24 protein-coding genes are annotated in these 26,368 nt (G+C 31.9%); all 24 read left to right on the top strand.

Annotation, left to right across the window (positions count from 1 at the left end):
- Nucleotides 1–233 precede the first annotated feature (233 nt).
- On the top strand, nucleotides 234–1,535 hold the full coding sequence (locus RDK80_RS10860) for a HAMP domain-containing methyl-accepting chemotaxis protein (protein WP_308524311.1): 1,302 nt from the start codon (nucleotides 234–236) through the stop codon (nucleotides 1,533–1,535).
- Nucleotides 1,536–1,624: 89 nt separating this feature from the next.
- The gene (locus tag RDK80_RS10855; protein WP_308524310.1) at nucleotides 1,625–2,665 is read left to right on the top strand and encodes a stalk domain-containing protein; all 1,041 of its coding nucleotides are present in this window, start codon (nucleotides 1,625–1,627) and stop codon (nucleotides 2,663–2,665) included.
- Nucleotides 2,666–2,844: 179 nt separating this feature from the next.
- Nucleotides 2,845–4,707, top strand: coding sequence for a sensor histidine kinase (locus RDK80_RS10850; RefSeq protein WP_308524309.1), 1,863 nt, complete (start codon nucleotides 2,845–2,847; stop codon nucleotides 4,705–4,707).
- Nucleotides 4,708–4,800: 93 nt separating this feature from the next.
- Complete coding sequence (locus RDK80_RS10845) at nucleotides 4,801–5,160, top strand: iron-sulfur cluster assembly scaffold protein (RefSeq protein WP_308524308.1); 360 nt, start codon at nucleotides 4,801–4,803, stop codon at nucleotides 5,158–5,160.
- Nucleotides 5,161–5,295: 135 nt separating this feature from the next.
- Nucleotides 5,296–6,459: a double-cubane-cluster-containing anaerobic reductase gene (locus RDK80_RS10840; RefSeq protein ID WP_308524307.1), complete on the top strand. Its 1,164-nt coding sequence runs from the start codon at nucleotides 5,296–5,298 to the stop codon at nucleotides 6,457–6,459.
- A 15-nt stretch (nucleotides 6,460–6,474) separates the two neighbouring features.
- Nucleotides 6,475–7,230 (top strand): acyl-CoA dehydratase activase, encoded by a 756-nt coding sequence (locus tag RDK80_RS10835; RefSeq protein WP_308524306.1) that lies wholly within the window; start codon nucleotides 6,475–6,477, stop codon nucleotides 7,228–7,230.
- A 187-nt stretch (nucleotides 7,231–7,417) separates the two neighbouring features.
- The gene (locus tag RDK80_RS10830; protein WP_308524305.1) at nucleotides 7,418–8,122 is read left to right on the top strand and encodes an AzlC family ABC transporter permease; all 705 of its coding nucleotides are present in this window, start codon (nucleotides 7,418–7,420) and stop codon (nucleotides 8,120–8,122) included.
- A 1-nt stretch (nucleotide 8,123) separates the two neighbouring features.
- Nucleotides 8,124–8,432, top strand: coding sequence for an AzlD domain-containing protein (locus tag RDK80_RS10825; RefSeq protein WP_094898896.1), 309 nt, complete (start codon nucleotides 8,124–8,126; stop codon nucleotides 8,430–8,432).
- Nucleotides 8,433–8,527: 95 nt separating this feature from the next.
- Entirely contained in the window at nucleotides 8,528–9,139 is a 612-nt protein-coding gene (gene wrbA, locus RDK80_RS10820) for an NAD(P)H:quinone oxidoreductase (RefSeq protein WP_308524304.1), read from the top strand.
- 286 nt (nucleotides 9,140–9,425) lie between these two features.
- The gene (locus RDK80_RS10815) at nucleotides 9,426–9,785 is read left to right on the top strand and encodes a CidA/LrgA family protein (RefSeq protein WP_094898898.1); all 360 of its coding nucleotides are present in this window, start codon (nucleotides 9,426–9,428) and stop codon (nucleotides 9,783–9,785) included.
- Nucleotides 9,785–10,474, top strand: coding sequence for an LrgB family protein (locus RDK80_RS10810; RefSeq protein WP_094898899.1), 690 nt, complete (start codon nucleotides 9,785–9,787; stop codon nucleotides 10,472–10,474). Before RDK80_RS10815 ends, RDK80_RS10810 begins: the two co-directional genes overlap by 1 nt.
- A gap of 20 nt (nucleotides 10,475–10,494) precedes the next feature.
- Entirely contained in the window at nucleotides 10,495–10,842 is a 348-nt protein-coding gene (locus RDK80_RS10805) for a cupin domain-containing protein (protein ID WP_308524303.1), read from the top strand.
- 31 nt (nucleotides 10,843–10,873) lie between these two features.
- Nucleotides 10,874–12,019, top strand: coding sequence for an alanine--glyoxylate aminotransferase family protein (locus RDK80_RS10800; protein WP_308524302.1), 1,146 nt, complete (start codon nucleotides 10,874–10,876; stop codon nucleotides 12,017–12,019).
- 111 nt (nucleotides 12,020–12,130) lie between these two features.
- Complete coding sequence (locus RDK80_RS10795) at nucleotides 12,131–13,840, top strand: LytS/YhcK type 5TM receptor domain-containing protein (RefSeq protein WP_308524301.1); 1,710 nt, start codon at nucleotides 12,131–12,133, stop codon at nucleotides 13,838–13,840.
- Entirely contained in the window at nucleotides 13,818–14,582 is a 765-nt protein-coding gene (locus RDK80_RS10790; RefSeq protein ID WP_308524300.1) for a LytTR family DNA-binding domain-containing protein, read from the top strand. The genes RDK80_RS10795 and RDK80_RS10790 overlap by 23 nt, the downstream gene beginning before the upstream one ends.
- Nucleotides 14,583–14,666: 84 nt before the next feature.
- Nucleotides 14,667–15,575 carry an AEC family transporter gene (locus RDK80_RS10785; protein WP_308524299.1) on the top strand — a complete coding sequence of 303 codons (909 nt, stop codon included), beginning with the start codon at nucleotides 14,667–14,669 and terminating at the stop codon, nucleotides 15,573–15,575.
- Nucleotides 15,576–15,619: 44 nt separating this feature from the next.
- Complete coding sequence (locus tag RDK80_RS10780) at nucleotides 15,620–17,236, top strand: PucR family transcriptional regulator ligand-binding domain-containing protein (protein WP_308524298.1); 1,617 nt, start codon at nucleotides 15,620–15,622, stop codon at nucleotides 17,234–17,236.
- 221 nt (nucleotides 17,237–17,457) lie between these two features.
- The gene (locus RDK80_RS10775; protein ID WP_308524297.1) at nucleotides 17,458–18,561 is read left to right on the top strand and encodes a ring-opening amidohydrolase; all 1,104 of its coding nucleotides are present in this window, start codon (nucleotides 17,458–17,460) and stop codon (nucleotides 18,559–18,561) included.
- Nucleotides 18,562–18,582: 21 nt separating this feature from the next.
- Nucleotides 18,583–19,797: an amidohydrolase family protein gene (locus RDK80_RS10770; protein ID WP_308524296.1), complete on the top strand. Its 1,215-nt coding sequence runs from the start codon at nucleotides 18,583–18,585 to the stop codon at nucleotides 19,795–19,797.
- A 14-nt stretch (nucleotides 19,798–19,811) separates the two neighbouring features.
- Nucleotides 19,812–21,065: a hypothetical protein gene (locus RDK80_RS10765; protein ID WP_308524295.1), complete on the top strand. Its 1,254-nt coding sequence runs from the start codon at nucleotides 19,812–19,814 to the stop codon at nucleotides 21,063–21,065.
- Between the two features lie 60 nt (nucleotides 21,066–21,125).
- On the top strand, nucleotides 21,126–22,424 hold the full coding sequence (locus RDK80_RS10760) for a nucleobase:cation symporter-2 family protein (RefSeq protein WP_308524294.1): 1,299 nt from the start codon (nucleotides 21,126–21,128) through the stop codon (nucleotides 22,422–22,424).
- 27 nt (nucleotides 22,425–22,451) lie between these two features.
- A complete protein-coding gene (locus RDK80_RS10755) occupies nucleotides 22,452–23,396 on the top strand; it encodes a DUF2877 domain-containing protein (RefSeq protein ID WP_308524293.1) in 945 nt (314 codons plus the stop codon).
- A gap of 5 nt (nucleotides 23,397–23,401) precedes the next feature.
- The gene (gene fdrA / locus RDK80_RS10750) at nucleotides 23,402–24,937 is read left to right on the top strand and encodes an acyl-CoA synthetase FdrA (RefSeq protein WP_308524292.1); all 1,536 of its coding nucleotides are present in this window, start codon (nucleotides 23,402–23,404) and stop codon (nucleotides 24,935–24,937) included.
- Nucleotides 24,938–24,951: 14 nt separating this feature from the next.
- Nucleotides 24,952–26,367 carry a DUF1116 domain-containing protein gene (locus RDK80_RS10745; RefSeq protein WP_308524291.1) on the top strand — a complete coding sequence of 472 codons (1,416 nt, stop codon included), beginning with the start codon at nucleotides 24,952–24,954 and terminating at the stop codon, nucleotides 26,365–26,367.
- Nucleotide 26,368 lies beyond the last annotated feature (1 nt).

Raw genomic sequence — 26,368 nt, 5'->3', positions numbered from 1 at the left:
CTGATGATATGTGGATTTTAGAAGAAGACAATAAAGGTATAGATGGTATCTAGGATTATATTATATGTTTATACATAAATATCGTAAATTGTCAAGTATTGCCAGTAATTGTAATAAAATATATAATAAACCTTATGAGAAATACAATCTTTGTCATACATATAACATGCCTAGAGAGGAAAGCAACAGATAAATAGATTAAATTATTAGCTAAATTAAACGGAGGTGTCTAAATGAAAAGTATTAAAGTGAAGCTTATTGTTTATTTTTCCATTCTACTTTTAGTAGCAGCTACTTCCACAGGACTTATAACTATAAGGACGGCGGATAAAATACTTACAGCAGAACTTGGAGAAGCATCACATATAGTTTCAATCTTGCAAGGAAAAATTATAAAGGATACAATGATTAACGTCATATGTGGTATATTTATTGTATATTTCATAGGGAATGCAATTACAAAACCAATTGTTGCAGGAATAAACCATTTACAGAAAATAGCAAGCTATGATATAAGAGAGAATATACCAGAAAAATATATAAAAAGAAAAGATGAGATTGGTAGACTTGCTAAAGGATTAGAAGATATTACAAATAATCTTAGAGAAATTATAAATGATATAAATAGATCTGCCGAACAAGTCGCAGCTGCATCGGAGGAAATGATGGCTATTACTCAGCAATCGGCTATTGCTATAGAGGAAGTAGCTAGGACTACAGAAGAAATATCAAATGGTGCTTCTGAACAGGCACAGCATACAGAAGAAGGTTCGACAAAAGCAATTTCGTTAGGAGAAATTATCGAGAAGGATATTGCATATATGAAAGATTTAGTTAATGGCTCAAGTAAGATAATAGAAGTCATTGATGATGGTCTAGTAGAGATTGAAAGATTATCTAATATAACAGAGGAAAGTAATAGTGCAACAAAAGAAATTTATACTGCAATATTAAAAACAAATGATAGTTCTAATAAGATAGGAGAAGCAAGTAATATAATTTCATCTATAGCAGAACAAACGAACCTACTAGCTCTAAATGCGGCAATAGAAGCAGCTAGGGCAGGGGAAGCAGGGAAAGGATTTGCAGTTGTAGCAGAAGAAATTAGAAAATTGGCAGAGCAATCTTCAAATTCTACGGATTCCATTAATCAAATAGTTAGTGAGTTACAAGGCAATGCCAAAAATGCAGTAACAACAATGGAAAGAATAGAAGATATAATTAAAGAGCAGACGGTAAGTGTTGTTAGTAGCAAAGACAAATATATGTTAATATCAGAAGCAGTGAAAGATACAGAAAGGACTGTAGATGAACTAAATTCTTCAAGTGTAGAGATGGAGAAGATGAAGGATGAAATACTTAGCGGATTACAAAATCTTTCAGCAATTGCCGAAGAAAATTCAGCTGCCACAGAGGAAGTAACAGCTTCAATGGAAGAACAAACAGCTTCAATGGGAGAAATATCTAAGGGAAGTGAAGATCTAGCAAGCTTAGCACAAGACCTACAATTAGTTATTGGAAGATTTAAGATTTAATTAATGTAACCATATTGTAAACCTAATGTAACCATTTCAAACTAAATCCTTGATATACTAAGAATGTAGGAGAAAGGAAGTGGATTGAAATGAAGAAAACTAAAAAATATATAATATTATCATTGGCAACTTGTATTACATTGAGTCCAATTGCAGTTAAAGCTGATAATGGATCTGATGGAAAAGAAATAATCCCCATATCTGCGCCAATTAATAAAGTAGATCAAATTGAAGATGTAGTAATGGCAGATTATATTAAATATGAAGGAAAAATTACCGAAGTAAATAATAATGGAAAATATCTATCTATATTAGTAAAAAATGATGAGAGTGATCCATATAATGGAATGGTATTTCATATAAATGAAGAAGTGATTCTTTTAAATGATAAAACTAAGGATTTCATAACCTCAGATACTCTTAAAAAAGGAATGACTGTTTCTGGATATTATGACAAAAATACTATAATGACAATGAGTTTGCCACCACAATTAACACCAGATGTTATTGTAGTAAAAGAAGCTGAAGAATCAGGAACTATACATGTATCAAAATTTAACGAGGATTTGATAAGTTCTGATGGAACATTAAAGCTAAATGTAGATGCTGAAACAGTTAAAATAGATAGAAATGGTAACCAATTAGAAAAGGGAGCTATAGGGGGTAAAGATTTAATCGTTTTCTATACCATATCAACAAAAAGTATTCCTGCTCAAACAACACCAGAGAAAATAATTGTAATGGGCAAGGATGAAGAAGTAAAAGTAGAACCAGAGATTACGGTTTTAGATAAATTAATTGTCAATGAGAAGGAAATTACTTTAAATAAGTCACTATATAAAAATGAAAAAGGTGTTATGATGCTACCTCTTAGAGATATAGCTGAGGCCCTAGAATATGAGATAAAATGGAACAATGAATCAAAAACAGCAGAATTAACAAAAGGGGCACAATGGACAGCTATAACTATTGGAGAAGACAATTATAATTTTGCAAAGATGCTAATAAAACTTGGTACAGCGCCAGAAGTTAAAGATTCATCTACCTATGTACCTTTTAGTTTTTTAGAAGAAGTATTGAGAGTAAGAGTAGAAATAACAGAAAAGGGAATGATAGAAATAGGTCTGTAAAATAGACCTCCTTTGAGATCAAGAGCGTTCATGAGAAATCATGAGGCTCTTGATTTTATTTTACCCCTAGAACAACACCCGTTGCTAATTATTTCAAGAATTGCTATAATGTTATTAAATTAAAGCACCATAGTAGAGATATATTTATTTTAAAAATATGTTATCTAGGGGGATAGATATTGAAAATAAATCGTATCAAACTAAAAATAATATTATTGATTTTTACCACATTAATACCTTTATCTATACTAAAGATTACAGAAATAAAAAGGGGGGTAGAAGCAAGTATTGAAACGGAATTAGAAGTATGTCAGGATTATGCAGAAGCAATCAATTTAGCATTCATGAACTTTATAGAGAGAACATGGTCAAGCCAGTATATACTGGGAAGGTCTCTGATTGCACATCCTGAGAGAGGAAGCGAATATATAGAAGATCATCTTAAAAGTATTGTTTCAGATAATCAGCTATTTAAGATACACTATTATTGGTCGACTCCTGAAGGAATTGTGAATATAAGTTCACATGAAAAGGATATGATGATAGATATAAGTGGAAGAAACTCTTATAAGGAGATCATTAGTGGAAAAGAGAAGGTTATAGGAGGTTTGGAATATAGTGCTGTCAATGGTGAATTGATAATTTCTATTTCTAGAGCTATTAGGGATGATGGAGAATTAAAGGGTATAGTTATCAATACAATAGAAGCTAAGGATATGAAATATATTTTTCCAATAAATAGAATAGGAGCTGGAAGTACATTTGGATTAGTCGATAGAGATGGAAATATTGTATATCAACTTGTAGGTGATAATGTTCAGGTTGAAAAAAGAAAGGCAGGAGAAGATTCACCCGCAAGACGAGCATTAAAAGGGGAAATCGTTAAAACACGTTCCAGATATTCTGAACAAGATGGAGTAGAAAGAATGGGAGTAGATTATCCTATCAAGGAGATTGGATGGAGTAGCTTTGTAACTACTCCTGTAGAACAAGTATTAGCAAGTGGAAGACAGTTATCCATAAAAAACATACTAATATTTGTTTTAATTTATATAATATCTTTCAGTATAGCTATGATGCTATCCAGTGGTTTTGCTGAATCAATAGATAAATTAAAATTAGCAGCACAGAAAGTTAAAGCAGGAGATTTAAATGTAAAGACGGGTATTAGTGAAGAGGATGATTTAGGTGATGTTGGACAAGCCTTTGATAGTATGGTGGAAGCTCTTGACATAAAGGCTAAAGAAGAAGAGGAGTATAATAATTTAAAATCTGAATTTTTAACTACAATATCACATGAATTTAAAACACCGCTAAATATTATATTGGGAAGTATACAGTTGTTGGAAAGCTCCGATATAACTAATCACGAGGAATTTTATGGTATTTTTAATAAGTATATTAAGCTGCAAAAGCAAAATAGCTATAGACTATTGAGATTAATTAATAACTTCATTGATATAAATAAGATTGAGGATAACCATATTAAAATTAAATTGTGTAATAATGATATTGTAAAGGTTGTTGAAGATATAACTATGTCTATTGTAGAATATACAAAGTTAAAAGATATAAGTATTATATTTGACACAGATGTAGAGGAAAAGATAATTGCTTTTGATGCGGATATGGTAGAGAGAATCATGTTAAATTTATTATCAAACTCAATTAAGTTTACGGAAAGGGGAGGAGAGATAGAAGTCAATATTTATAATGAAGAGGCAAAAGTTAAAATCTCTGTGAAGGATAATGGCATAGGCATTCCAGAAGACAAACTAGAAATGATTTTTGATAGATTTGGTCAAGTTGAGAATTCTCTTAGAAGAAGGACAGAGGGGTCTGGAATTGGTCTATCTCTAGTTAAATCCTTAGTTGAGTTACATGAAGGAACTATATCAGTGCAGAGCGAATTTGGCAGAGGAACTGAGTTTATAATAGAATTGCCAGATAAGATTATTGATAATGATTTTATAGCCAAAAATGAAGAAAATACATTTAATGCGGAAAGAATACATGTAGAGTTTTCAGATATTTATGTTTAAATTATTATATTAAAATATTATTCTGTGGTAAAATAAAGATGATAACCACTATTATATAAACAGGAAGTGATAAAGTTGTATTCAGAGTACTCAATGAAAGTAATAGAGCACTTTATGAGCCCAAGAAATGTAGGTAGTATGAAAGATCCTGACGGAGAAGGTACTTATGGAGATTTAAAATGTGGTGATTCTTTAACCATTTATATTAAAGTTAAGGATAATATAATAACAGATATTAGCTTTTTAGTATTTGGATGTACGGCGTCTATAGCTACAAGTAGTATGATAACAGAAATGGCAAAAGGCAAAACTATAGAAGAGGCTCTAGCCATAACGGAAAAAGAACTTATCGATGCCTTAGATGGACTACCACAAAGCAAGATTCACTGCTCAGTTCTAGGAGTTAAAGGACTTGGAGCGGCGATAAATGATTATTTGAAGACAAATAATTAACGGGTATCCATATTGCTTCTTATTAATATTACCTATACAAGACCATCAACCTATTGATAAAAATAATTGGTAGATGGTTTTTTTACATGATAAACTTTAATATGTATGTAATCTTATAAAAGGAGCGTGTGAAATATGAGACCATCGATAATGGAAGAAGTTGAAGGCTTAAGAGGTGTAAATTCAGTAAAAATCAAAGAAGCCCATGAAGCAGGTAAAAAAGTTGTAGGGATGTATTGCGTGTTTTCACCTTCAGAAATAGCATTAGCAGCAGATGCAATACCTGTAACTCTATGTGGTACAACCCAAGCACCTATTGAAGATGCAGAAAAGGAATTACCAAGAAATCTATGTCCATTAATTAAATCTAGCTATGGGTTTGCAATTACAGATAAATGTCCATATTTTTATTTTTCAGATTTACTTTTAGCAGAAACTACATGTGATGGAAAGAAAAAAATGTATGAATTAATGGGAAAAATAAAACCAATGCATATTATGAATCTGCCACAAACTGCAAACGATGAAGATTCACTAGATTTATGGAAAAAAGAAATGGTTAAATTTAAAAATTTCATAGAAGAAAAGCTTGGAGTAGAAATAACAGATGAAAAACTAAAAGATGCTATAAAACTTATGAATAGAGAAAGAGATGCAATGAAGAGACTACATAAACTAAATGCTCATAAACCAGCACCATTATCAGGAATGGATATGATGTTAGCTCAATGGTTAAAAGGTTTTAATGTAGATAAAGAATCAGGAATTAATTTAATTGAAAGATTAATAGCTGAAATAGAAGATAGAATGGAAAAAGGAATATATGCTTTCGATGAAACAGCACCTAGGATATTACTTACAGGCTGCCCAATAGGAGCTGGCTCAGAAAAGGTACTGAAAGCTTTAGAAGAAGCTGGTGCATCTGTAGTAGCCTTAGAAAATTGTACTGGATATAAGGGATTAGATGTTCTGGTAGATGAAAATAAAGATCCTATAACTGCTTTAGCAGAAAAATACCTTTCTACTCCTTGTTCATGTATGACAAATAATAATGGAAGATTAGATTTAATAGAGAGATTAGCTAAGGAATATGATGTAGATGGAGTAGTAGATTTGACTTGGCAAGCATGCCACACATATAATATAGAATCTTTTACAGTTAAGAAATTTGTTCAAGAAAAATTGAATCTTCCGTTTATCCAAATAGAAACTGATTACTCAGATTCAGATACAGGACAAGTAAAAGTAAGGGTTGAGGCTTTTCTAGAAACAATAGAAAGACCAGCTACTGCAAAATAGTAAAGGATGATAAAAATGCATTACATTGGTATAGATATAGGCTCTACTGCTGCTAAGGTTTCAGTGTTTAATGATGATAAGCTAATAGAAAATTTCACTATGCCTACAGGGTGGAGCAGTATAGAAACTTCAAAAACAATTAGAGAAAGGTTAGAGAAAGAAAATATAAAAATAGACGAATCAAAGGTTGTAGCTACTGGTTATGGTAGAATATCCGTACCTTATGCAAATAAAACTATTACAGAAATTACTTGCCATGGTAAAGGAACTCATTATCTATTAGGTAGAGACTCTACAGTAATAGATATAGGTGGACAAGATACGAAGATAATTACTTTAGACAAAGGTAAGGTATCTAATTTTACAATGAATGATAAATGTGCTGCAGGTACTGGTAGGTTTTTAGAACTAATGGCAAATACCTTGGGAGTTAGTATAGATGAACTAGGCCAAATGGCATTATCAGGAGAAGATATAAATATAACTAGTATGTGTACAGTATTTGCAGAATCTGAGGTTATAAGTCTTATAGGATCTGGAACTAAAAGAGAAGGTATAGCCAGAGGTATAATAAACTCAATTACAGGAAGAGTATATGCTCTTTTACACAAACATGGTGCTACAGATACTATATTTTTAACAGGAGGACTATGTGAAGTAGAACCCTTTGTTGAACTTCTCTCAGAAAAACTGGGAACAAAAGTACAAACAAGTCCATTAGCTAGATATGCAGGCTCCATTGGGGCAGCGTTGCTGGCTAGAGATATATAGGTAAAAACAAACCGTTTTTATCTGACATAAAAAGTTAGACAAATTTACTATTCAATAGAATAAGTATCAAAAATGGTGCCAGGCACCATTTTTGATACTTATTTCATTTTCCTTGAATTTTTGTGAGAATACTAATATAATATTATTAATTTTCTGTTACAGTAAAGTACAAAAGGGGGAAGGACATATGACTAAAGAAAAGACTGAAATAGATAAAATAAAAGAAGGATTTGTAGCTGTATTACCTATAGTAATAGGATACTTTCCCATAGCCATGGCCTTTGGTCTACTATCAAAGAATACTGATGTGACCTTTAGAGATACAAGCCTTTTATCTATGATGGTATATGCAGGTGCTAGTCAATTTATGGCATTAGATTTTATAAGAGCTGGAGTCTCTACAGGCAGTATAATACTTGCAACATTTTTACTAAATTTAAGACATATGATGATGTCAGCATCATTAGCAGTAGAGTTTCAAGATATGAATAAGAAGTTTCTGCCAATAGTAGCCTTTGGAATTACCGATGAGACATTCTCGGTAATATCTTTCAATAAAGATAAGATTAACCTAGCATTTGTATTAGTCATTAATATATTAGCCTATAGTTCTTGGGTATTAGGTACAATGGCTGGATATTTAGTAGGAGAAATACTTCCTGCTTCTTTACAGTCTAGTTTGAGTATAGGATTATATGCAATGTTTGCAGCATTGCTTTTTCCAGAAATAAAGAAATCAAAGAATATTTTATTTTTATCTATAATATCAGCAGTAGTTTATGTAATATTATTTTATTCTAAGATATTTACTTCAGGTTGGGACATAATTTTTGGAATTATTATATCTTCTTCTATAGGAGTGGTTATCTTTAGGAAAAATGAGGAGGAATAAGATGAAAAGCTATTTGCCACTAATAATAGGTATGACTCTAGTCACATATCTACCGAGGTTAATACCCTTAGCATTATTAAACAATAGAAATATAAATAAAAATCTGAAGGAATTCCTCTTATATATACCCTATACCTCCCTAAGCATTTTAATTATAAGAGGAGTATTGACTGCTGCTGATGGGATGAAAATAGCAACTGTCATAGGTATTGGAATTGCAGCTATTATATCATATATAAAAGGAAATTTAGTCTTATCAGTTTTAGCTGGAATATTATTATCATTTCTAACAATAAATACCCTGGTATAGTATGAAAAGTGTTTAGTGTCTTTTCTTTAAGGGTATATTATCAATACTCAAGGATAATATCAAATTGACATATATTTTTGAAAGGAGAAATGGTAATGGAAAAAGTTAAACTAGCAGTAATATACTATAGTTCAACAGGAACAAATTATAAATTAGCGAAAATGGTGGAAGAAGGAGCCTTAGAAGCAGGTGCAGAGGTGAGAGTACGAAAGGTTCAAGAGTTAGCACCAGACGCTACTATAGACTCCAATCCAGCATGGAGAGCCAATGTAGAGGCAACGAAAGATATACCAGTAGCTACATCAGAGGATTTAGATTGGGCTGATGCTATAATCTTCTCAATGCCAACTAGATTTGGGAATTTACCATCACAAATGAAGCAATTTTTAGATATGCAAGGTGGGATATGGTCACAAGGAAAATTAACGAATAAAGTGGTATCAGCTATGTCATCAGCAGGAAATGCTCATGGAGGCCAAGAGGCCACAGTAAAATCATTATATACATCAATGATGCACTGGGGAGCAATAATAGTACCACCGGGATATACTGACGACTCAATATATAAAGCAGGGGGCAATCCTTACGGTACCTCCGTTACCCTAGGTCAAGATGGAAATATGATTGAAGATGTGAAAGATGCGGTAAAACATCAAGCAAAGAGAACAGTAGAAGTAGCTGGTTGGATTAGAAAAGGGAAGCAATGATTAAACAGAGAACTAGGTAGATATTACCTAGTTTTTGTTTTATATTGGAAATGAAGGATTTAGTATTGTTGATTTGTTAATTGTCAATCAATAAATTAATCTTGTATTTTATCTATGATAGTTAGCATTTCATAGCAAAATTATTGTATAAAAATAGGAAACTTCATATAATCAATATGAAGATAATACTCTACTATATTAATGTGAAATATTTATCTCTTAGAAATACAGAAAGGGGGAAAGATGAAGTTAAATAGAATCTATTAAACATAAGGTGGTGGTATTAATGAAAATTCTTAAGGAGCTAGCTATCATAGTTGGAATATTATTTATAGCGCATATTACTCAGCAGATAACAAAGATACCTATTCCAGCTACAGTATTAGGAATGATAATATTATTAATTTGTTTACTTACTGGAATAGTAAAATTGGAGAAAATTGAGACTGTATCTAAATTTTTTCTAGATCATTTAACTTTTCTGTTTATTCCGGGAGGCGTGGGATTAATAGCATCTTTAGATTTAATAAAGGAGCAATGGATACCAATTTTAGCAGTCATAATTCTAACAACAGCATTAGTAATAGCAGTTACAGGGCTAACTGTACAGTCGTTAAAAGGTAGAAGAAAGGAGGAGATGAAATAATGGCCTATTTAGATACGCCTATATTCGGATTCGTTATTTCAATTATTGCTTTTCAAATAGGACTTTTTATAAATAAGAAAACTAAGAAAGCAATATTTAATCCTTTGATTATAGCGATAGGTATGATAATAATATTATTATTATCTTTTGATATAGATTATGAGGTTTATAATAAAGGTGGAAGTATAATTACTTTCTTCTTAGGACCTGCAACAGTAGTTTTGGCAGTTCCATTATATAAGCAAATAGAAAGGTTAAAGACCAGTGGTATTCCAGTAGTAGTTGGAATAGTAGTTGGATGTAGTATATCAATAATTAGTATATTCTATTTAAGTAAAATCCTTGGATTAACTGAACCTGTATCATTATCACTTGTACCAAAGTCTGTAACAGCGGCCATATCCAGAGAAATAGCTGCACAGCTGGGAGGACTGCCAGCTTTAACTGTGGCAGTTACAGTCCTTACAGGAATCACTGGAAATGTAATAGGACCGGCTGTATGTAAATTGTTTAGAATTCAAGATGAAGTTTCAGTGGGAATAGCCATGGGAACAGCATCTCATGCTATAGGAACAGCAAAGGCTATGGAATTAGGAGAAGTACAGGGTGCAATGGGTTCATTAGCCATAAGCGTTGCAGGTTTAATCACTGTATTTTTAGCACCATGGTTAGTACAAATATTATCTTAATAAATAGGGGGTATATTAAAATGTTGAGAAGAGCAGATGAATTAAGAAAAGATGTAGTTGTAAATTTAATGCAGGGAGAAGGAGAAATCAATAGAACACATTTATTGGAGACAGAAGATTTTTGTGGACATGGTAGATTATATGCAAAGCATATTATAGAACCAGGCAATTCTATAGGATTCCATAAACATGAAGGAGAGCAAGAAGCTTATTATATACTTAAAGGTGAAGCTCTTTATAGCGATAACGGTAACGAGATAATTATTAAAGCAGGAGATTTCACCTTGTGTAAAAGTGGCGAAGGACATTCAATAAAAAATACTGGAAATGAAGATTTGGAGTTTATAGGCTTAATTATGAAGGCTTAAGTAATATAATGGTAAGGGGGAGGAAGTAATAATGAGAAATCGTAAATTAGTAATGATCCCAGGACCTACACCTGTAGTAAGGTCAATTCAAGATCAAATGGGAAGAGAAACAGTTGCATTCGGTGATTCTAACTTTATTAAAGATTTTAAAGAACTTGTTGAAGATTTGAAAACACTATGGAAAACAGAAGGAGAAGTTTTCGTTGTTGCAGGAACTGGTACAATGGCAATGGAAATGGGTATAGCAAATACTTTAAAATCAGGTGATAATTTACTTATTGTATCAAATGGATTCTTTGGAGATAGATTTATTGATCTTGCAGAGAGAAAAGGTATAAATGTGGATGTGATAAGCAGTGAGTGGGGAAAAATTGTACCTGTAAAAGATATTGAAGCAAAATTAAGTGAAAAGAAATATGCTGCTATGACAGTAACTCATGTTGATACATCAACAGGAGTTTGTGCTCCAATAAAAGAAATTGGTGAAATAATGAAAAAGTTCCCTGAGACAATGTATATAGTTGACGGAGTTTGTGCTACTGCAGCTGAACCAGAATATGTAGATGATATGAATATAGATATTCTAATCACTGGGTCACAGAAAGCATTTGGAGTAGCGCCAGGACTTGCAATAGTATGGGCAGGACCTAAAGCAATGGAGAGAAGAAAAGAACTTGGAAGAATTCCAGAGTATTATATTGATTTTGATAAATGGCTTCCAATTATGAATGATCCTTCAAAATACTTTGCTACACCAGCAGTAAATATGATTTGGGCACTTAAAGAATCAGTAAGAATAATCAAAGAAGAAGGAATAGAAAATAGATATGAAAGGCATAGAAAAAATGCAAGAGCAATGCAGGCAGCATTAGAAGCTATTGGATTTACATTGTTAGCAGAAAAAGAGCATAGAGCAGTTACATTATCAAATGTTTTATATATGGATGGAATAAATGATCTGGAATTCAGGAAAGTTTTAGGAGAGGAAGGAGTAGTTGTAGCAGGAGGATTAGCAGCCTATGCAGGGAAAATGTTTAGGCTAGGTCATATGGGTAATATAGATATTCACGATATGGTTTCCACCATAGCAGCCATAGAAAGAGCTTTATATAAATCAGGAATTGAAGTAGAGCTTGGTAAAGGTGTAGGAGCGTTAATGGCAGAATTGCTTAAATAATAGATAGAAGAGGATGGTGGGGACCATCCTTTTTTCTGTGAACATAAACCCTGTTAATTCTTTTTAAAAAGATATATAATTGACTTATGGCACATAAGAGGTGAGGACAAAATGTCAACTATATTTATTGATTTAGTTAATAGAGTTGGAATAATAATGATACTTGCTTTTATAATTTCTAGGGTAAAGCCAGTTAAAAAATTATTAGCCAAGAAGAATATCGAAATTAGAGATAAGTTAATTTTATCTGTAATTTTTGGAGTATTTGGGATAATTGGAACTTATATAGGAATATACATACATGGAGGACTTGCTAATTCCAGAGCTATTGGAGTTTTTGTAGGAGGACTTTTAGGTGGTCCTATGGTGGGCATATTAGCTGGGATTATAGCAGGTTTTCATAGAATGATAATAGATATGAATGGACTAACCACTATGGCTTGCACCACCGCTACCATACTAACAGGAATAATATCTGGATTATTAAGCAAGAGATATTATAAAAGTAAAAATAAATGTGTAATGGCAACAGTAGGAGGAATAATAGTAGAGAGCATACAGATGGGTTTAATATTACTGATTTCTAGACCTTTTTCGGACGCTCTAGGAATAGTAAAAATAATTGCACTTCCTATTATTATATTAAATTCCACAGGTATAGCTGTGTTCATTGCAATAATAGATGGTATATCTAGTGAACAAGAAAGGGTGGCTGCTAAACAAGCACAGGTTACTCTACAAATAGCTAATAGATCTTTTCCATACTTTATAAAAGGATTTAATGAAGAAACAGCTCTGGCAACTTCAAAGATAATACAAGAAATGATAGATGTTGAGGCTATAGTTTTTACGGATAAAGAAAATATATTATCATATGTAGGATCTAAAGAGGGAAATTATGAGGTTAAAGAAAATGATATAAAAGCTTTAACAAGAGAAGTTATAGAAACAGGATATACAAAAGTATTAAATATAAAAATAGATTCTAATAGCGATAAGCAAAATTTAGGTTCAGCGATTATTGTTCCACTTAAAGAGAACACTGAAACCATAGGCACTTTAACATTGTATAAAGAGAAAGAAGACTCCATCACTAAAGTGGATTTAGAGTTAACTCTAGGATTGGGTGATCTATTCTCGACTCAAATAGCTTTAAGCAAGTTAGAACATCAAAAGCGACTCTTAGCAAAAGCTGAATTAAAAGCACTTCAATCTCAGATAAATCCTCATTTTTTGTTTAACTCAATAAATACTATAGCTTTTTGCACTGAAACGGAGCCGGAAAAAGCTAAAGAACTATTATTACATTTAGGAGCTTGCTTTAGGAAAAATCTGCAACAGAATCCTGAGGAAGTAAATATATATGTAGAGATAGAATACATAAAGTCGTATGTTGAAATTGAGAAAGCCAGATTCGGGTCAAAATTAGAAGTCATATTTAATATACCTGATAATTTAGATTGTTACTTACCGCCTTTGATACTCCAACCTATAGTTGAGAATGCAATAAATCATGGAATATTTGAAAAAATAGAAGGAGGTACAGTAAAGATAACAGCTATAGATGAAAAAGAAAGAACCATTTTAATTGTAGAAGATAACGGTATAGGAATTAAAGAAGAATTTTTATCTAAGATATTTAATAATGGAAAAAAAAATGACTCCATAGGATTGACTAATGTAAACAGTAGGTTAAAAAACAAATATGGAGAAAATTATGGACTGGAAATAAATAGTCGATATAATGAAGGGACAGCTGTAACAATGAAGATTCCTAAAATAAGGGAGGTTGAACTCAATGTTGAGGTGTCTGGTTGTTGACGATGAGGACTATGCGAGAAAGGGATTAATTTCATTGCTTAGACATTTTGAAGAAGTGGAAGTAGTTGGAGAGGCTTCTAATGGATATGAAGCTATAAGTAAGAACAAAGAATTAGCACCGGATTTAATTTTTTTAGATATTCGAATGCCCCAAATGAGTGGATTAGAAGTTGCAGATATTATTATGAAAGAGAAGGGACGAACTGTAATTGTATTTACAACAGCTTATGATGAATTCGCAATAAAAGCCTTTGAAGTCAATGCAGTAGACTATTTATTAAAGCCTATATCGAGATCCAGATTAGGACAAACCATTGAAAAAATCTTAAGATTAAACAAAGAGGAGAATCAATGGCATATAAAAGAAATAGAGGAAATAGTCAGAGAATTACGCAAAGACGAAGGGTATAAGAGTACAAAGATATATATTAATGAAAAAGACAAGATAATAGTTTTGAATCATTCTGATATAGTATATATTAGTAGTTTGGATGGATATGCATATATAATAACTACTAAAGGAAACTTTAAATCTCGTATAACACTAAACAGCTTAGAAGAACAACTAAACTATCCCAACTTTTTTAGGGTCCATAGAAGTTATTTAGTAAATTTAGATTTTATAGAAAGCATAATTCCTTGGTATAATGCCACATATGCCTTGGAATTAACTGGAGTAAAGGAAAAGATACCTGTTAGCCGAAGTAAATTAAATGAATTTAAAGATATAATGAAGATATAGATTCCAAAACTAGGCGTTCTCCACCTAGTTTTTTAATAAAATAAATATATATAATAAAAGTAATTTAGATTGAGGGGGAACAATATGCAAACATCTTTTGTAATACAGCAAGTCACAGTATTAGCAATACTAATGGCAGTAGGATATATAGCAACAAAGAAAAATATAATAAATGAAGATATATCCAAGGGTATGACCCAAGTACTTACAGCAATAGCTTTACCAGCACTTATAATTTCGTCCTTTAATATGAGTTATTCAAAGGATACATTAAGAGGAGTATTATTAATAGTTGTATATTCTGTAGGAATACATGTTATCACCGTGTTAATATCTAAGATTCTTTTTATAAAATATCCTAGAGAGAAAAAAGCTGTTTTAATATTTGGTACATCATTTCCTAACTCAGGATTTATGGGGCTTCCTTTGATATTTGAATTGTTTGGACAAGAAGCGGTGCTTTATGCCTCTGTATTTATGATACCTTACCATACTATATTGTGGACTTATGGAGAAAGAATACTTTCAAAGGAAAAAACACAATCACCATTTAAAATATTAGCGAAAACTCCAGCATTAATTGCAGTATTTCTAGGTACAATAATGTTTATACTAAAAATAGAGATGCCTTATGTAGTTAGTAAGCCTCTTTCAATGTTGTCAGCACTTACCTCACCATTATCAATGCTAATATTGGGTGAAAAAATGACTAAGCTGAAATTAAAGGAAATAATAGGAGATAAGGATATATATTATGCTTGTTTTATTAAATTAATTGTAGCTCCAATTGTGGCATTATTATTACTTAAGGCTATAAATGCACCACAGCTCCTTACAAGTATAGTAGTTACAATGCAATCATTACCAACAGCAATACTACTTGTAGTCTTAACTCAAAAACATGATTGTGAAATAGAGTTTGCCTTAAAATTCAATATAATAAGTCATATATTATCTATATTGACTATACCAATAATTTCAGTACTGCTATAGAAAGATTAATAGATGATTATCTAAATTAGAAATGGGTGATTAATATGCTTATAACAGTAAAAGATGTATTAGAATTAGATGGATTTAAACATGCTAGAATAGTTGCTGGTAAAAAGGGATTATCTAATATAGTAAATAACGCAACATTAATGGAAGTTCCAGATATATTTCCCTATGTAGATACTCATAGTCTGCTGATTACCACTTTATATCCAATATATAACAATGAAACTGCCACCAATGAACTTATTCCAAAATCAGTAGAACTAAATTTAGCTGGCATATGTATAAAACCTATAAGGTATATAAAGGAAATACCACCAACCATGATAAAGCAAGCCGATGATTTGGATTTTCCAATTATAGAGCTGCCACAGGATGCCAATTTATCTAAGCTGGTAACTGAAATCCTTGAATTATCCCTAAATAAACATATAAATATATTAAATTTTAGAAATCACGTCCATGAAAGCCTGATGAAGCTTTTTCTAAAAGGAGAAGATATAGATTCGTTAGTAAATAATTTATCTGAAATAGTAAAGTTTCCAGTTCTTTTATTAGATAATGATTTAAATATTACACATATGTCTAAAGATTTAGAGGAACAGGAAGTATCTATAATATCATTTTCTAATAACCATGGAAATAATAGATTTAAAGTTAAAGTAAAAGATATAGAATATGAGGAAGAATCCTATATAAAACATTATATAAATGCAGGAAAGACTAGATTTGGATACATCGTACTGTTAAAAGGAGAAGTTAATAATCAGAGTTTAATAGTGGCTGTCGAGCAAGCTTCTCTATTAATAGCATCTGTGTTCTATAAGAATTATGCCGTATTAGAGAAGGAGAAAAGTTTTCAAGACGCATTTATTAGAGATATATTACAGGGAAAGATAGATTCTCCTATAGATACTATCAATAAAGCTAAAACCTTTGGATGGAATATGGAATTTCCAGAGGTAATAATGATTGCAAAATTATTAATGGAAGATGATAAAAAGAAAAAGATATTATATGAATATATTTTAGACTCGAGGTATATAGAAAAAATTCTTGAGGAGAAATTATTAATAAATAGCAATAAAATTAAAACTGTGTATATAGATGATTCCATTGTAATTTTTATTAATGTTATATTTATGAACAACATTAAAGAAAATTGCATAGAAGTGGGAAAATTAATCGTAGAAAGGCTAAGAGATAAAGTTAAGATAGGGATAGGGATATCTAATACGGCAAAGGATATGGACAGTTTTTCCTTAGCCTATAAAGAAGCTCAAAGCAGTGTAATCACAGGTTCTATTTTAAATCAAAATTCCTTTGTAAGTCATTATAGTGATTATGAGATGTTTAATATTATAAAAGAAGTAAAGGATATAGAGATTCTAAATAGATATGTAAATAATAAGCTAGGGAAAATAATAGAATACGATAAGGTAAATGATATGAGGTTAATGGAAACTTTAAAGGTTTTAATAGAGGAAAATTTTAATGTTAAGAAATCAGCAGAGAGTTTGTTTATACACTACAATACTTTGAGATATAGAATAGATAGGATAAAAGAATTGGGAATAAAGATAGATAACGGATTTGAAGTTGGAGAATTAGTATTAGCATATAATATCTATCTATGGCTTGCATCAAATCAAAGATAATTATATATATATAATAATGGAAAGAGTAATAAAATGGGTACAATTGTCAATAGTTGACAATGGGACCCATTTTTTTTGGCTAGATATAATGATGACTATAAAAAAGGTGTATGATATGCTTTTGTCAAGGGAAAAATTAAAATATTTTTTAATTTCAAATAAATTATTAAATTTCAACAAATGGAGGAAAACTAATCAATATGAATAAGGAGGAGAAAGCAATGATGGACGTAAAAGTGTATAAGATTCCTATGGCAGGACCAGATGATGTAGTTGGTTTGAAAAAATTAATAGAAACGGGTGAGATTATACCTGAAGAAATTGTGGCTGTTTTAGGTAAAACGGAAGGTAATGGTTGTGTAAATGACTTTACCAGAGGATTTTGTACAGCTTCCTTTAGAAGTTTTTTAGCTAGAGAGTTAGGGAAAACTGAAAAAGAAGTAGAAGAAAAGGTTGCTTTTGTAATGTCTGGTGGAACTGAAGGGGTAATGACTCCCCATGCTACTATTTTCACTAAAAAAGAAGTAGAAGAGGTAAAAACAGAAGAAAAATCCTTAGCTGTAAGTGTAGGTTTTACTAGAGACTTTTTACCTGAAGAAATGGGTACTTTAACTATGGTTAAAGAAGTAAAAAGAGTAGTTTTAGAGCTTATGGAATCAGCGGGAATTGAAGAAAAGGAAGATGTTCATTTTGTACAGATAAAATGTCCTTTATTGACTTCAGATAGGATTATAGAAGCAAAATCAAGAGGAAAATCTGTTGTTGTAGAAGACACTTACAAATCAATGGGATATACAAGAGGAGCTTCTGCTTTAGGAGTGGCTGTTGCTTTAGATGAAGTAGAAGAAGCAAAAGTTACAGAAGAGACTATATTAAAAGATTGGTCTTTATATTCAAAAGTGGCTTCAACTTCTGCAGGAGTAGAATTAATGAACTGCGAAATCATATTGATGGGTAATTCTAAAAACTCCATTAGTAAATATAGGATAGGTCATAGTGTCATGAAGGATGCCATAGATCTAGAAGGAGTTATTGAAGCTATGATTAATAGTGGATTAGACATAGATAAACTGCCAAATGAAGAAGATAAGAAAAGAATAGTGAATATACTTGCTAAGGCAGAAGCTTCTCCAGATGGATATGTAAGAAATAGAAGAAACACCATGTTAACAGACTCAGATATAAATCATACTCGTCATGCTAGGGCAGTAGTAAATGGTGTTATAGCTTCAATTGTAGGAGATCCCATGGTTTATGTATCAGGTGGTGCAGAACATCAAGGTCCAGCTGGTGGAGGTCCTGTGGCTGTTATTATTGAAAAATAATATAAGAATTGAGGTGGCTAAATGGATTATATCTTGAAAAATGGATATTTCCCTTTCGTTAATGAAATACAAGATGTCTATATTAAAGATGGATTAGTTGAAAAGGTCGAAAAAGATATTGAACCTATAGACCTAGATACCCAAATTATAGACTTAGAGAATAGGATAGTTATAAGCGGATTTGTAGATGGTCATATGCATCTTGATAAGGCTTTAATAGGAGAAAAAGTAATAAATAAAAGTGGTACCTTATATGAAGCAATTGAAATCATGAGTAAATATAAACATAGTATGACAAAAGAAGATGTAAAAGAAAGATCTAAGAAGATCTTAGATCTTTCTTTTAGAAATGGAACTAGATTCCTTAGAACTCATATAGATGTAGATGATAAGATTCAACTAAAATCAATTGAAGCTTTATTAGAATTAAAAGAAGAATATAAGGAATCAATGGATATTCAAATAGTAGCTTTTCCTCAAGATGGGATAATAAAAAATAGTAGGTCCTATTTTTATCTGGAGGAAGCCTTAAAGATGGGAGCTGATATAGTTGGTGGAATACCTGGAATAGAAGAAGACCCAATAAAGCATATGAATATGATATTTGATTTAGCAATGAAATATGATGTAGATATTGATATGCATATAGACGAAACCGATGATGCTGATTCTTTAATAATCAATGATTTGGCAAGGTTGACTATAGCTAATGGATATATTGGTAGAGTGACAGCAGGTCATTGCTGTAGTCTATCGGCAAATGAAAAGGAAATTATATTACCTATTGTTGAGTTGGTTAAAAAAGCAAAGATAAATATAATTTCATTACCTTCTACTAACCTATATCTACAGGGAAGAGCAGATAAAATAAATATTAGAAGAGGCATAGCTCCAGTTAAATATTTACTAGACCATGATATACCTGTAGCAATTGGATCTGATAACATTAGAGATCCCTTTAATCCTTTTGGAAATGGAAACTTATTGGAAGAAATATTAATAGCTGCTCATGGATGTCATATGGGTGGAGAAAAAGACCTAAATAAATTATTTGATATGGTGTCTATTATTCCTGGAGAAGCTTTAAAATTTGATTATAATATCAAAGAAGGAAATAAAGCAAACTTCATAGTTATAGATGCCGGAACTAAAGTGGATTCAATAATCAGACAAGCTAATATATATGGATACTTCAAAAATGATATTTTTGGAACTAATGTAATAAATAATCAATAAGGAGGCGACTAGGCATGAGTTTGTTAATAAATATAATACCATTAGTTGTAGTATTAGCACTTTTATTTAAAAAGCAGCATATGCTTTTTGCGGGATTAATAGGAGGAATTCTAGCCATTTTAATAGGTGGATTAGAGATGTCAAAAGCAAGCCAAATGTTTGTAGGTGGTATAACTAATATGTTAGGCATTACAGTTCCAATAATCTATGCTGCATCAGCTGCAATGGTTTCAAAAGCTGGAAGTATAGAATCTTTAGTAGAATTAGCTAGAAGGAGTTTAAAGGGAAAGATAGGTATACTAGCAGGAATTATAGTTTTAATACAAGGTTTTGCAACATATATGGCAGGAATGGGTGCAGGAAATACCATGGTTACTGCACCATTAGCGGCAGCTGCAGTAGGGGCAATTCCTGAGGTTATTGTAGCAATGGCAATAGTTTCAGCAGTAGGATTTACCACATCTCCAGCATCAACAGAAACAGTATTAGCGGCAGAAAGTGTTGGAAGAGATGTAATATCTCACGCAGCGGCTATGAGACCATATACTATAGCTTTTTATTTGCTAGCTGCTGGACTAGCTATCTATGGTGTTTATAAAAGAGGGGCTCTTACAAAAGACAATGCTAAAAAAGAAAACAATGATGAAAATAAAAGCAATGGTACTCTGCTAAAACAATCTATACCAGCAATTGCCCTATTAGTAATGGTAGTAGGTGGAAATGCCTTAAATTCATTAATTGGAATAAATCTATTTACACCTGCAACAGCGGTTATCTTCACAAGTATTTTAACAGTGCTCTTAACTCCTCTTAATATAGATGAAACCTGTGAGGCATTGATTGAGGGCTCTAGATTTATATTAACTACTTTATTTGCAGTAGGAATGTTCCTAGCATTCATAAATATGATTGGAGAACTGGGAACCTTTGAGCAAATAGCAGCCTTAGCAAGTAATGTTCCAGAAGCAATAATACTACCTGTAGCAATGATTATAGCATTTTTAATAGCTATTCCTTCTGGAGCATTTGCGGCCGGAGTTCTAACATTGATACTTCCTACTTTATCAGCATTAGGACTACCTTCAGAAGCCATGGGTTTTGTAGCCATAGCAACAGGACTTGGAACTCAAATAAGTCCTGTTCAGATAAATGTTGCAGCCCTATCAAAAGGTTTTGAAATAGACATAATAGACGTTATAAAGGGAAATCTAAGATATATATTAGGAGCATTAGCCTTACTGATTATAATTGCAGTCGTAGTAATATAAAAAACTATATGAAAGGGATATAGCGATGATATATCCCTTTCATAAAACAGAGGTGATATTATGGAAAATAAAAAAACGGAAATGGATATTGTTTATGGTATTGAAGATAAGCCAGAGTTATCCAAAGCCATACCCTTAGCATTTCAACATATATTAGCTATGTTTGCTGCCAATATTACTGTACCCCTTTTATTATCAGCTTTATTAGATTTACCACCAAGTGAAACAACATTTTTAATACAATGTGCTTTATTTATGGCTGGAGTAGCAACCTTTATACAGATAATGAAACATAAAGGGATAGGTTCAGGGCTTCCTATAGTAATGGGGACTAGCAATGCTTTTATATCTACAGTTTTAGCCATAGCCAAAGATTTTGGAATAGGTGGAGTTTTAGGTGCTAGCTTTATCGGAGGATTATTTGAGGTGTTTTTAGGGAAAAATCTCCTAAGATTAAAGAAAATATTTACACCTTTAGTAGCAGGCATAGTAGTACTAACAATAGGAATAACACTTATACCTGTTGGTATAAAGCAAGCAGCAGGTGGAAGCACCAATATGGGAGATTTAAGAAGCTTACTAATTTCAACAACAGTTTTAGTCATAATAATTTTATTTAATCAGAGCAAGAACAAATTCTTAAAATCCTCATCAATACTAATAGGATTAGTATCTGGATATTTAATATCTTATTTTTTAGGAATAATAGATATAACTCCAGTGATGGAATCAGGCTGGATTTCACTACCTAAGCCCTTTGCATATAAATGGTCATTTAAACCAACTGCTATAATAGCCATGCTTTTCATGTACGTTGCCACAGCAATAGAAACCATAGGAGATATATCTGCCCTTACTATCGGAGCAGAAGGCAGAGAAGCCACTGACGAAGAAATGAGTGGAGGAGTAATTGCCGATGGATTAGGAAGTAGTATAGCAGCTTTATTTAACGGATTTCCCAATACTTCCTATACTCAGAATATAGGAGTAGTTAACTTAACAGGTGTATTTAGCAGACATGTGGTAAAGATAGGAGGAATTATTTTAATAGTTCTATCTATATTTCCTAAATTTGGTTCTTTGATAGCTATAATGCCAGAACCAGTATTAGGAGGGGCAGCTATCGCCATGTTTTCTATGGTAGCTGTATCTGGCTTATCTTTATTGAGAAATATAAAAATGAATAGTAGAAACATGCTTATAATCGCAATATCCTTAGGACTTGGTATAGGATTAAATATAGTACCGGAAGCAACTCAAAATTTGCCTAGAGATATACAACTTTTCTTGACATCTGGAGTAGTTCCAGCAGGATTAGTATCAATAATCTTAGATTTATGTCTACCAGATAATGAGTAAGGATTAACTAAGAGGAAGGGACGGTCTATGGAGAAAGATGGATATGAAATCATAAGTTTTAGTGCTTATGCTTATGACAAACACTTCATTGAATTTTTTAATGAGAATAGGAATTTAGAGAGGGTAGGCAAAATCCACAGCATCTACTCTAGAACTATAAACTTTTTAGATAATAAAGACAATATGTATACCATAGGATCTAAAAGTATAGATAATAGTCCCTTCACCTTGAGAATAGACAATAGAAATATAAGTTTTGAAGATTTGGATTTAGAAGAAGGAAATAGATTATTTAAAATGGACAACAGCCTAATTATAGAGGATAAAGTAAAAATAGATTTGGGATCTAATGGTATATTGTGGAATCCTAATGTAGAAAAGAGAAGAGATTTAAATAAAAACTTAATAATGAAAAATATAGGATATTTTAATGATTTTATTTTAGAGAAGGGTTCAAATGGTGGATGTAGATATTTTTATTTAGAGAATTATTTAAAAGTAAAAGCTTGTAATCTCGGGTTAATTGAAAAAGAATTATCGAGGAGAATAGAAGTATTCTTAGATGCTTTAAATTATGGAAATATAGATGAAGTTAAGATTAATTCCTTAATCGGATTTGGAATTGGGTTAACACCTTCTGGTGATGATTTTCTAACGGGTTTCTTATCCGTACTAAATATAATCTCAACAGATTATTCCAATAAAATAAAAAGAAAATTAATAAATTTAATTGATATAGATAAAATCTCAACTACTGATGTAAGTAAACAAATGCTTTCAATTACTTTAAGAGGTGAATCCAGAGAATATATTTTAAGTTTTATAAATGCATTCTTAGATGGAGATAAAGAACAGTTCCTTTTATTTTTGGAAAGATTACTGAATATTGGGTCTTCTTCCGGGACTGACTTAGCTGTTGGAGTAGTTACTGCATTTATTTTATTAATAAACAATTTCAATATGGAGGAATAAGAACTATGAAAAATACAATAATTAGAAAAAATGCCTATTATGACTCTGTTACTTTGATGTCTTTGTCCAGCAAAATACTAGATGTAAAGGGAGTAGAAGAGGCAGTAGTATCTATGGCAACAGAAATGAATAAACAATTGTTACAAAATGTTGGACTAGCTACAAAGGAGTCAGATGATGCTGGAAATAATGATTTAATAATTGCCATAAAGGCGGAAAATGAGAATAGTTATGAGGAGGCTTTAAAGTTAGTAGAAGAGCTTTTAAGTCCAAAAAATAAAAAGAAGAATAAAGGCGAATTAGAAAGCCCCAAGACAATCGATGCAGCATTGCAACAAATGGAAGATGCTAATTTAGCAGTGATTTCAGTACCGGGGCGATATGCAGCTAGGGAAGCAAAAAAGGCTTTAGAAAAAGGTCTTCATGTAATGATGTTTAGTGATAATGTAACTCTAGAAGAGGAAAAAGAGTTAAAGGAAATAGGTAGAGAAAAAGGACTTTTAGTAATGGGACCTGATTGCGGCACTGCTAGTATAAACAATGTTGGATTGTGTTTTGCCAATGAAGTAAGAAATGGAAATATAGGAATAGTTGGAGCTTCAGGTACAGGACTTCAAGAGGTCATGGTTCAAATCCATAGACTTGGAGGAGGAATCTCTCAAGGAATAGGAACAGGAGGAAGAGACCTTAAAGAAGAAATTGGTGGAATTATGATGATAGAAGGGCTAAAGGCTTTAAGTGGAGATAAGGATACTGAAGTAATAGTTTTAATCTCTAAGCCACCAGCAAAATCTGTAGAAAAGAAAATACTGGAGGAAATAAAGAAGGTAGATAAACCAGTAGTTATATGTTTTATAGATGGAAATAAAGAAGATGAAAAGGATTCAAAAGCTATATTTGTTTATGGACTTTATGAAGCAGCAAAGAAAGCTGTAGAGCTATCAAATGGATGTAAAGAGGAAATTGAAAAAGAGAATAATTCATTTATAGATGCTAAAGAGTTGAAGAAGTCATTAAAGCCAGAACAAAGATATTTTAGAGGATTATTCTGTGGAGGTACACTATGTGCTGAAGCACTATCTATTTTAAGGGGAAGCTTTGACTCTGTTAGAAGCAATGTAGCTAAAAACGAAAACGAAAAGCTTGAGAACATAAATGATTATCATGGGAATGTACTATTAGATTTAGGAGAAGACGAATTTACTGTAGGAAAACCTCATCCCATGATAGAGCCTACTTTAAGGCTTGATAGGATAATAAAAGAAGCAAAGGATGAAGAAGTAGGAGTTATACTCATGGATTTTGAACTAGGATATGGGTCTCATGAAGATCCTGTAGGAGTTACTATAAAATCTATTAAAGAGGCAAAAAATATTGCTAATTCTCATGGAAGAAATTTAATATTTGTAGCTTATATTTGTGGTACAGATATTGATAAACAAAATTATGAAAAACAAAGAAAAATGTTAGAGCAGGAAAGAGTATTAATTGCAGAAAGTAATATTGAAGCAGCCAATATAGTAATAGAAATATTATCATAATAGGAGGGTTTGACATGAGTGGTATTAATAATTTGTTTTCACAAGAATTAAAGATATTAAATATAGGGACAAGCAAATTTAAAGATGATTTAGAACTTCAGGGGCAAGATGTATTGCAACTAGATTGGGTACCTGCTGCTGGTGGAGATATAGAATTATTAAATATAATTGATAGATTATCTGGTAGAGAAGATATAAAAGAGGCTAATAAAAAGGCAGTAGAAAGAATGATGAATTCTCATCCTATGCTCATAGATATAGATAAGGCAATAAATGTAATCCCAGGGATGAAGGAAAATATAATACTCCATTCGGGACCACCTATAGAATGGGAAAGAATGGCTGGACCAATGAAGGGAGCCGTAATAGGAGCTTTAATTTATGAAGGCAGAGCTAAAAATGAAGAAGAAGCAATAAAGATAGCATCATCGGGAGAAATTGAGTTTTCACCTTGTAATGAATACTGTACTGTGGGACCTATGGCAGGTATAGTATCTCCTTCTATGCCAGTACATGTAGTATATAACAAGACATATGGAAATTATGGTTATTGTACAATTAATGAGGGATTAGGAAAGGTTCTAAGATATGGTGCATTTAATGATGAAGTTATAGAAAGACTTAAATGGATAGAAGAAGAGTTTGCACCTACTATGAAAAAGGCTTTAAAGAGTATTGATGGAGGAATAGATATAAAGTCTATAATTTCTCAAGCAGTTCATATGGGAGATGAATGTCATAATAGGAACAAGGCGGCTACTAGTTTATTCTTTAGGGAAATAACTTCTTATATCATAGATACTGATGTAGATATAGATATAAAAAAGAGAGTATTAAATTTCATAAAGATGAATGAACATTATTTCCTAAATCTATCTATGCCATCCTGTAAGGTTGCAACAGATGCAGCTCATGGAGTAGAAAATTCTACTGTGGTAACTACAATGGCAAGAAACGGTGTAGATTTTGGAATAAGAGTAAGTGGTCTTGGTGAAGACCAATGGTTTACTGCTCCTGCAAATATGATAAAAGGACTGATGTTCCCAGGGTTTAAAGAGGAAGATGCTAACCCAGACATAGGAGATAGTGCTATTACAGAAACCATGGGCATAGGAGGATTTGCCATGGGTGGGTCTCCAGCTATAGTTCAGTTTGTAGGAGGAACTGTAGAAGATGCCATTGGATATAGTGAAAAAATGTATGAAATAACTGTAGGTGAAAATACAAATTATTCTATTCCAACTTTAGACTTTCGTGGTTCTGCCATAGGAATAGATATAGTTAAAGTAATTGAAAAAGGTATTTTACCTATAATCAATACTGGAATGGCTCATAAGGTTGCAGGTATAGGACAAGTTGGTGCAGGTTTAGTAAGTCCACCAATGGAATGTTTTAAAAAGGCAATTCTTGAGTTTAATAAAAATAACTAGG

The organism is uncultured Tissierella sp., from assembly GCF_902479755.1.
In the GTDB taxonomy this organism is placed as follows: Bacteria; Bacillota; Clostridia; order Tissierellales; family Tissierellaceae; genus Tissierella; species Tissierella carlieri.
Note: the sequence above shows the minus strand (reverse complement) of the source record. Positions and strands in the feature narration are given on the sequence as shown.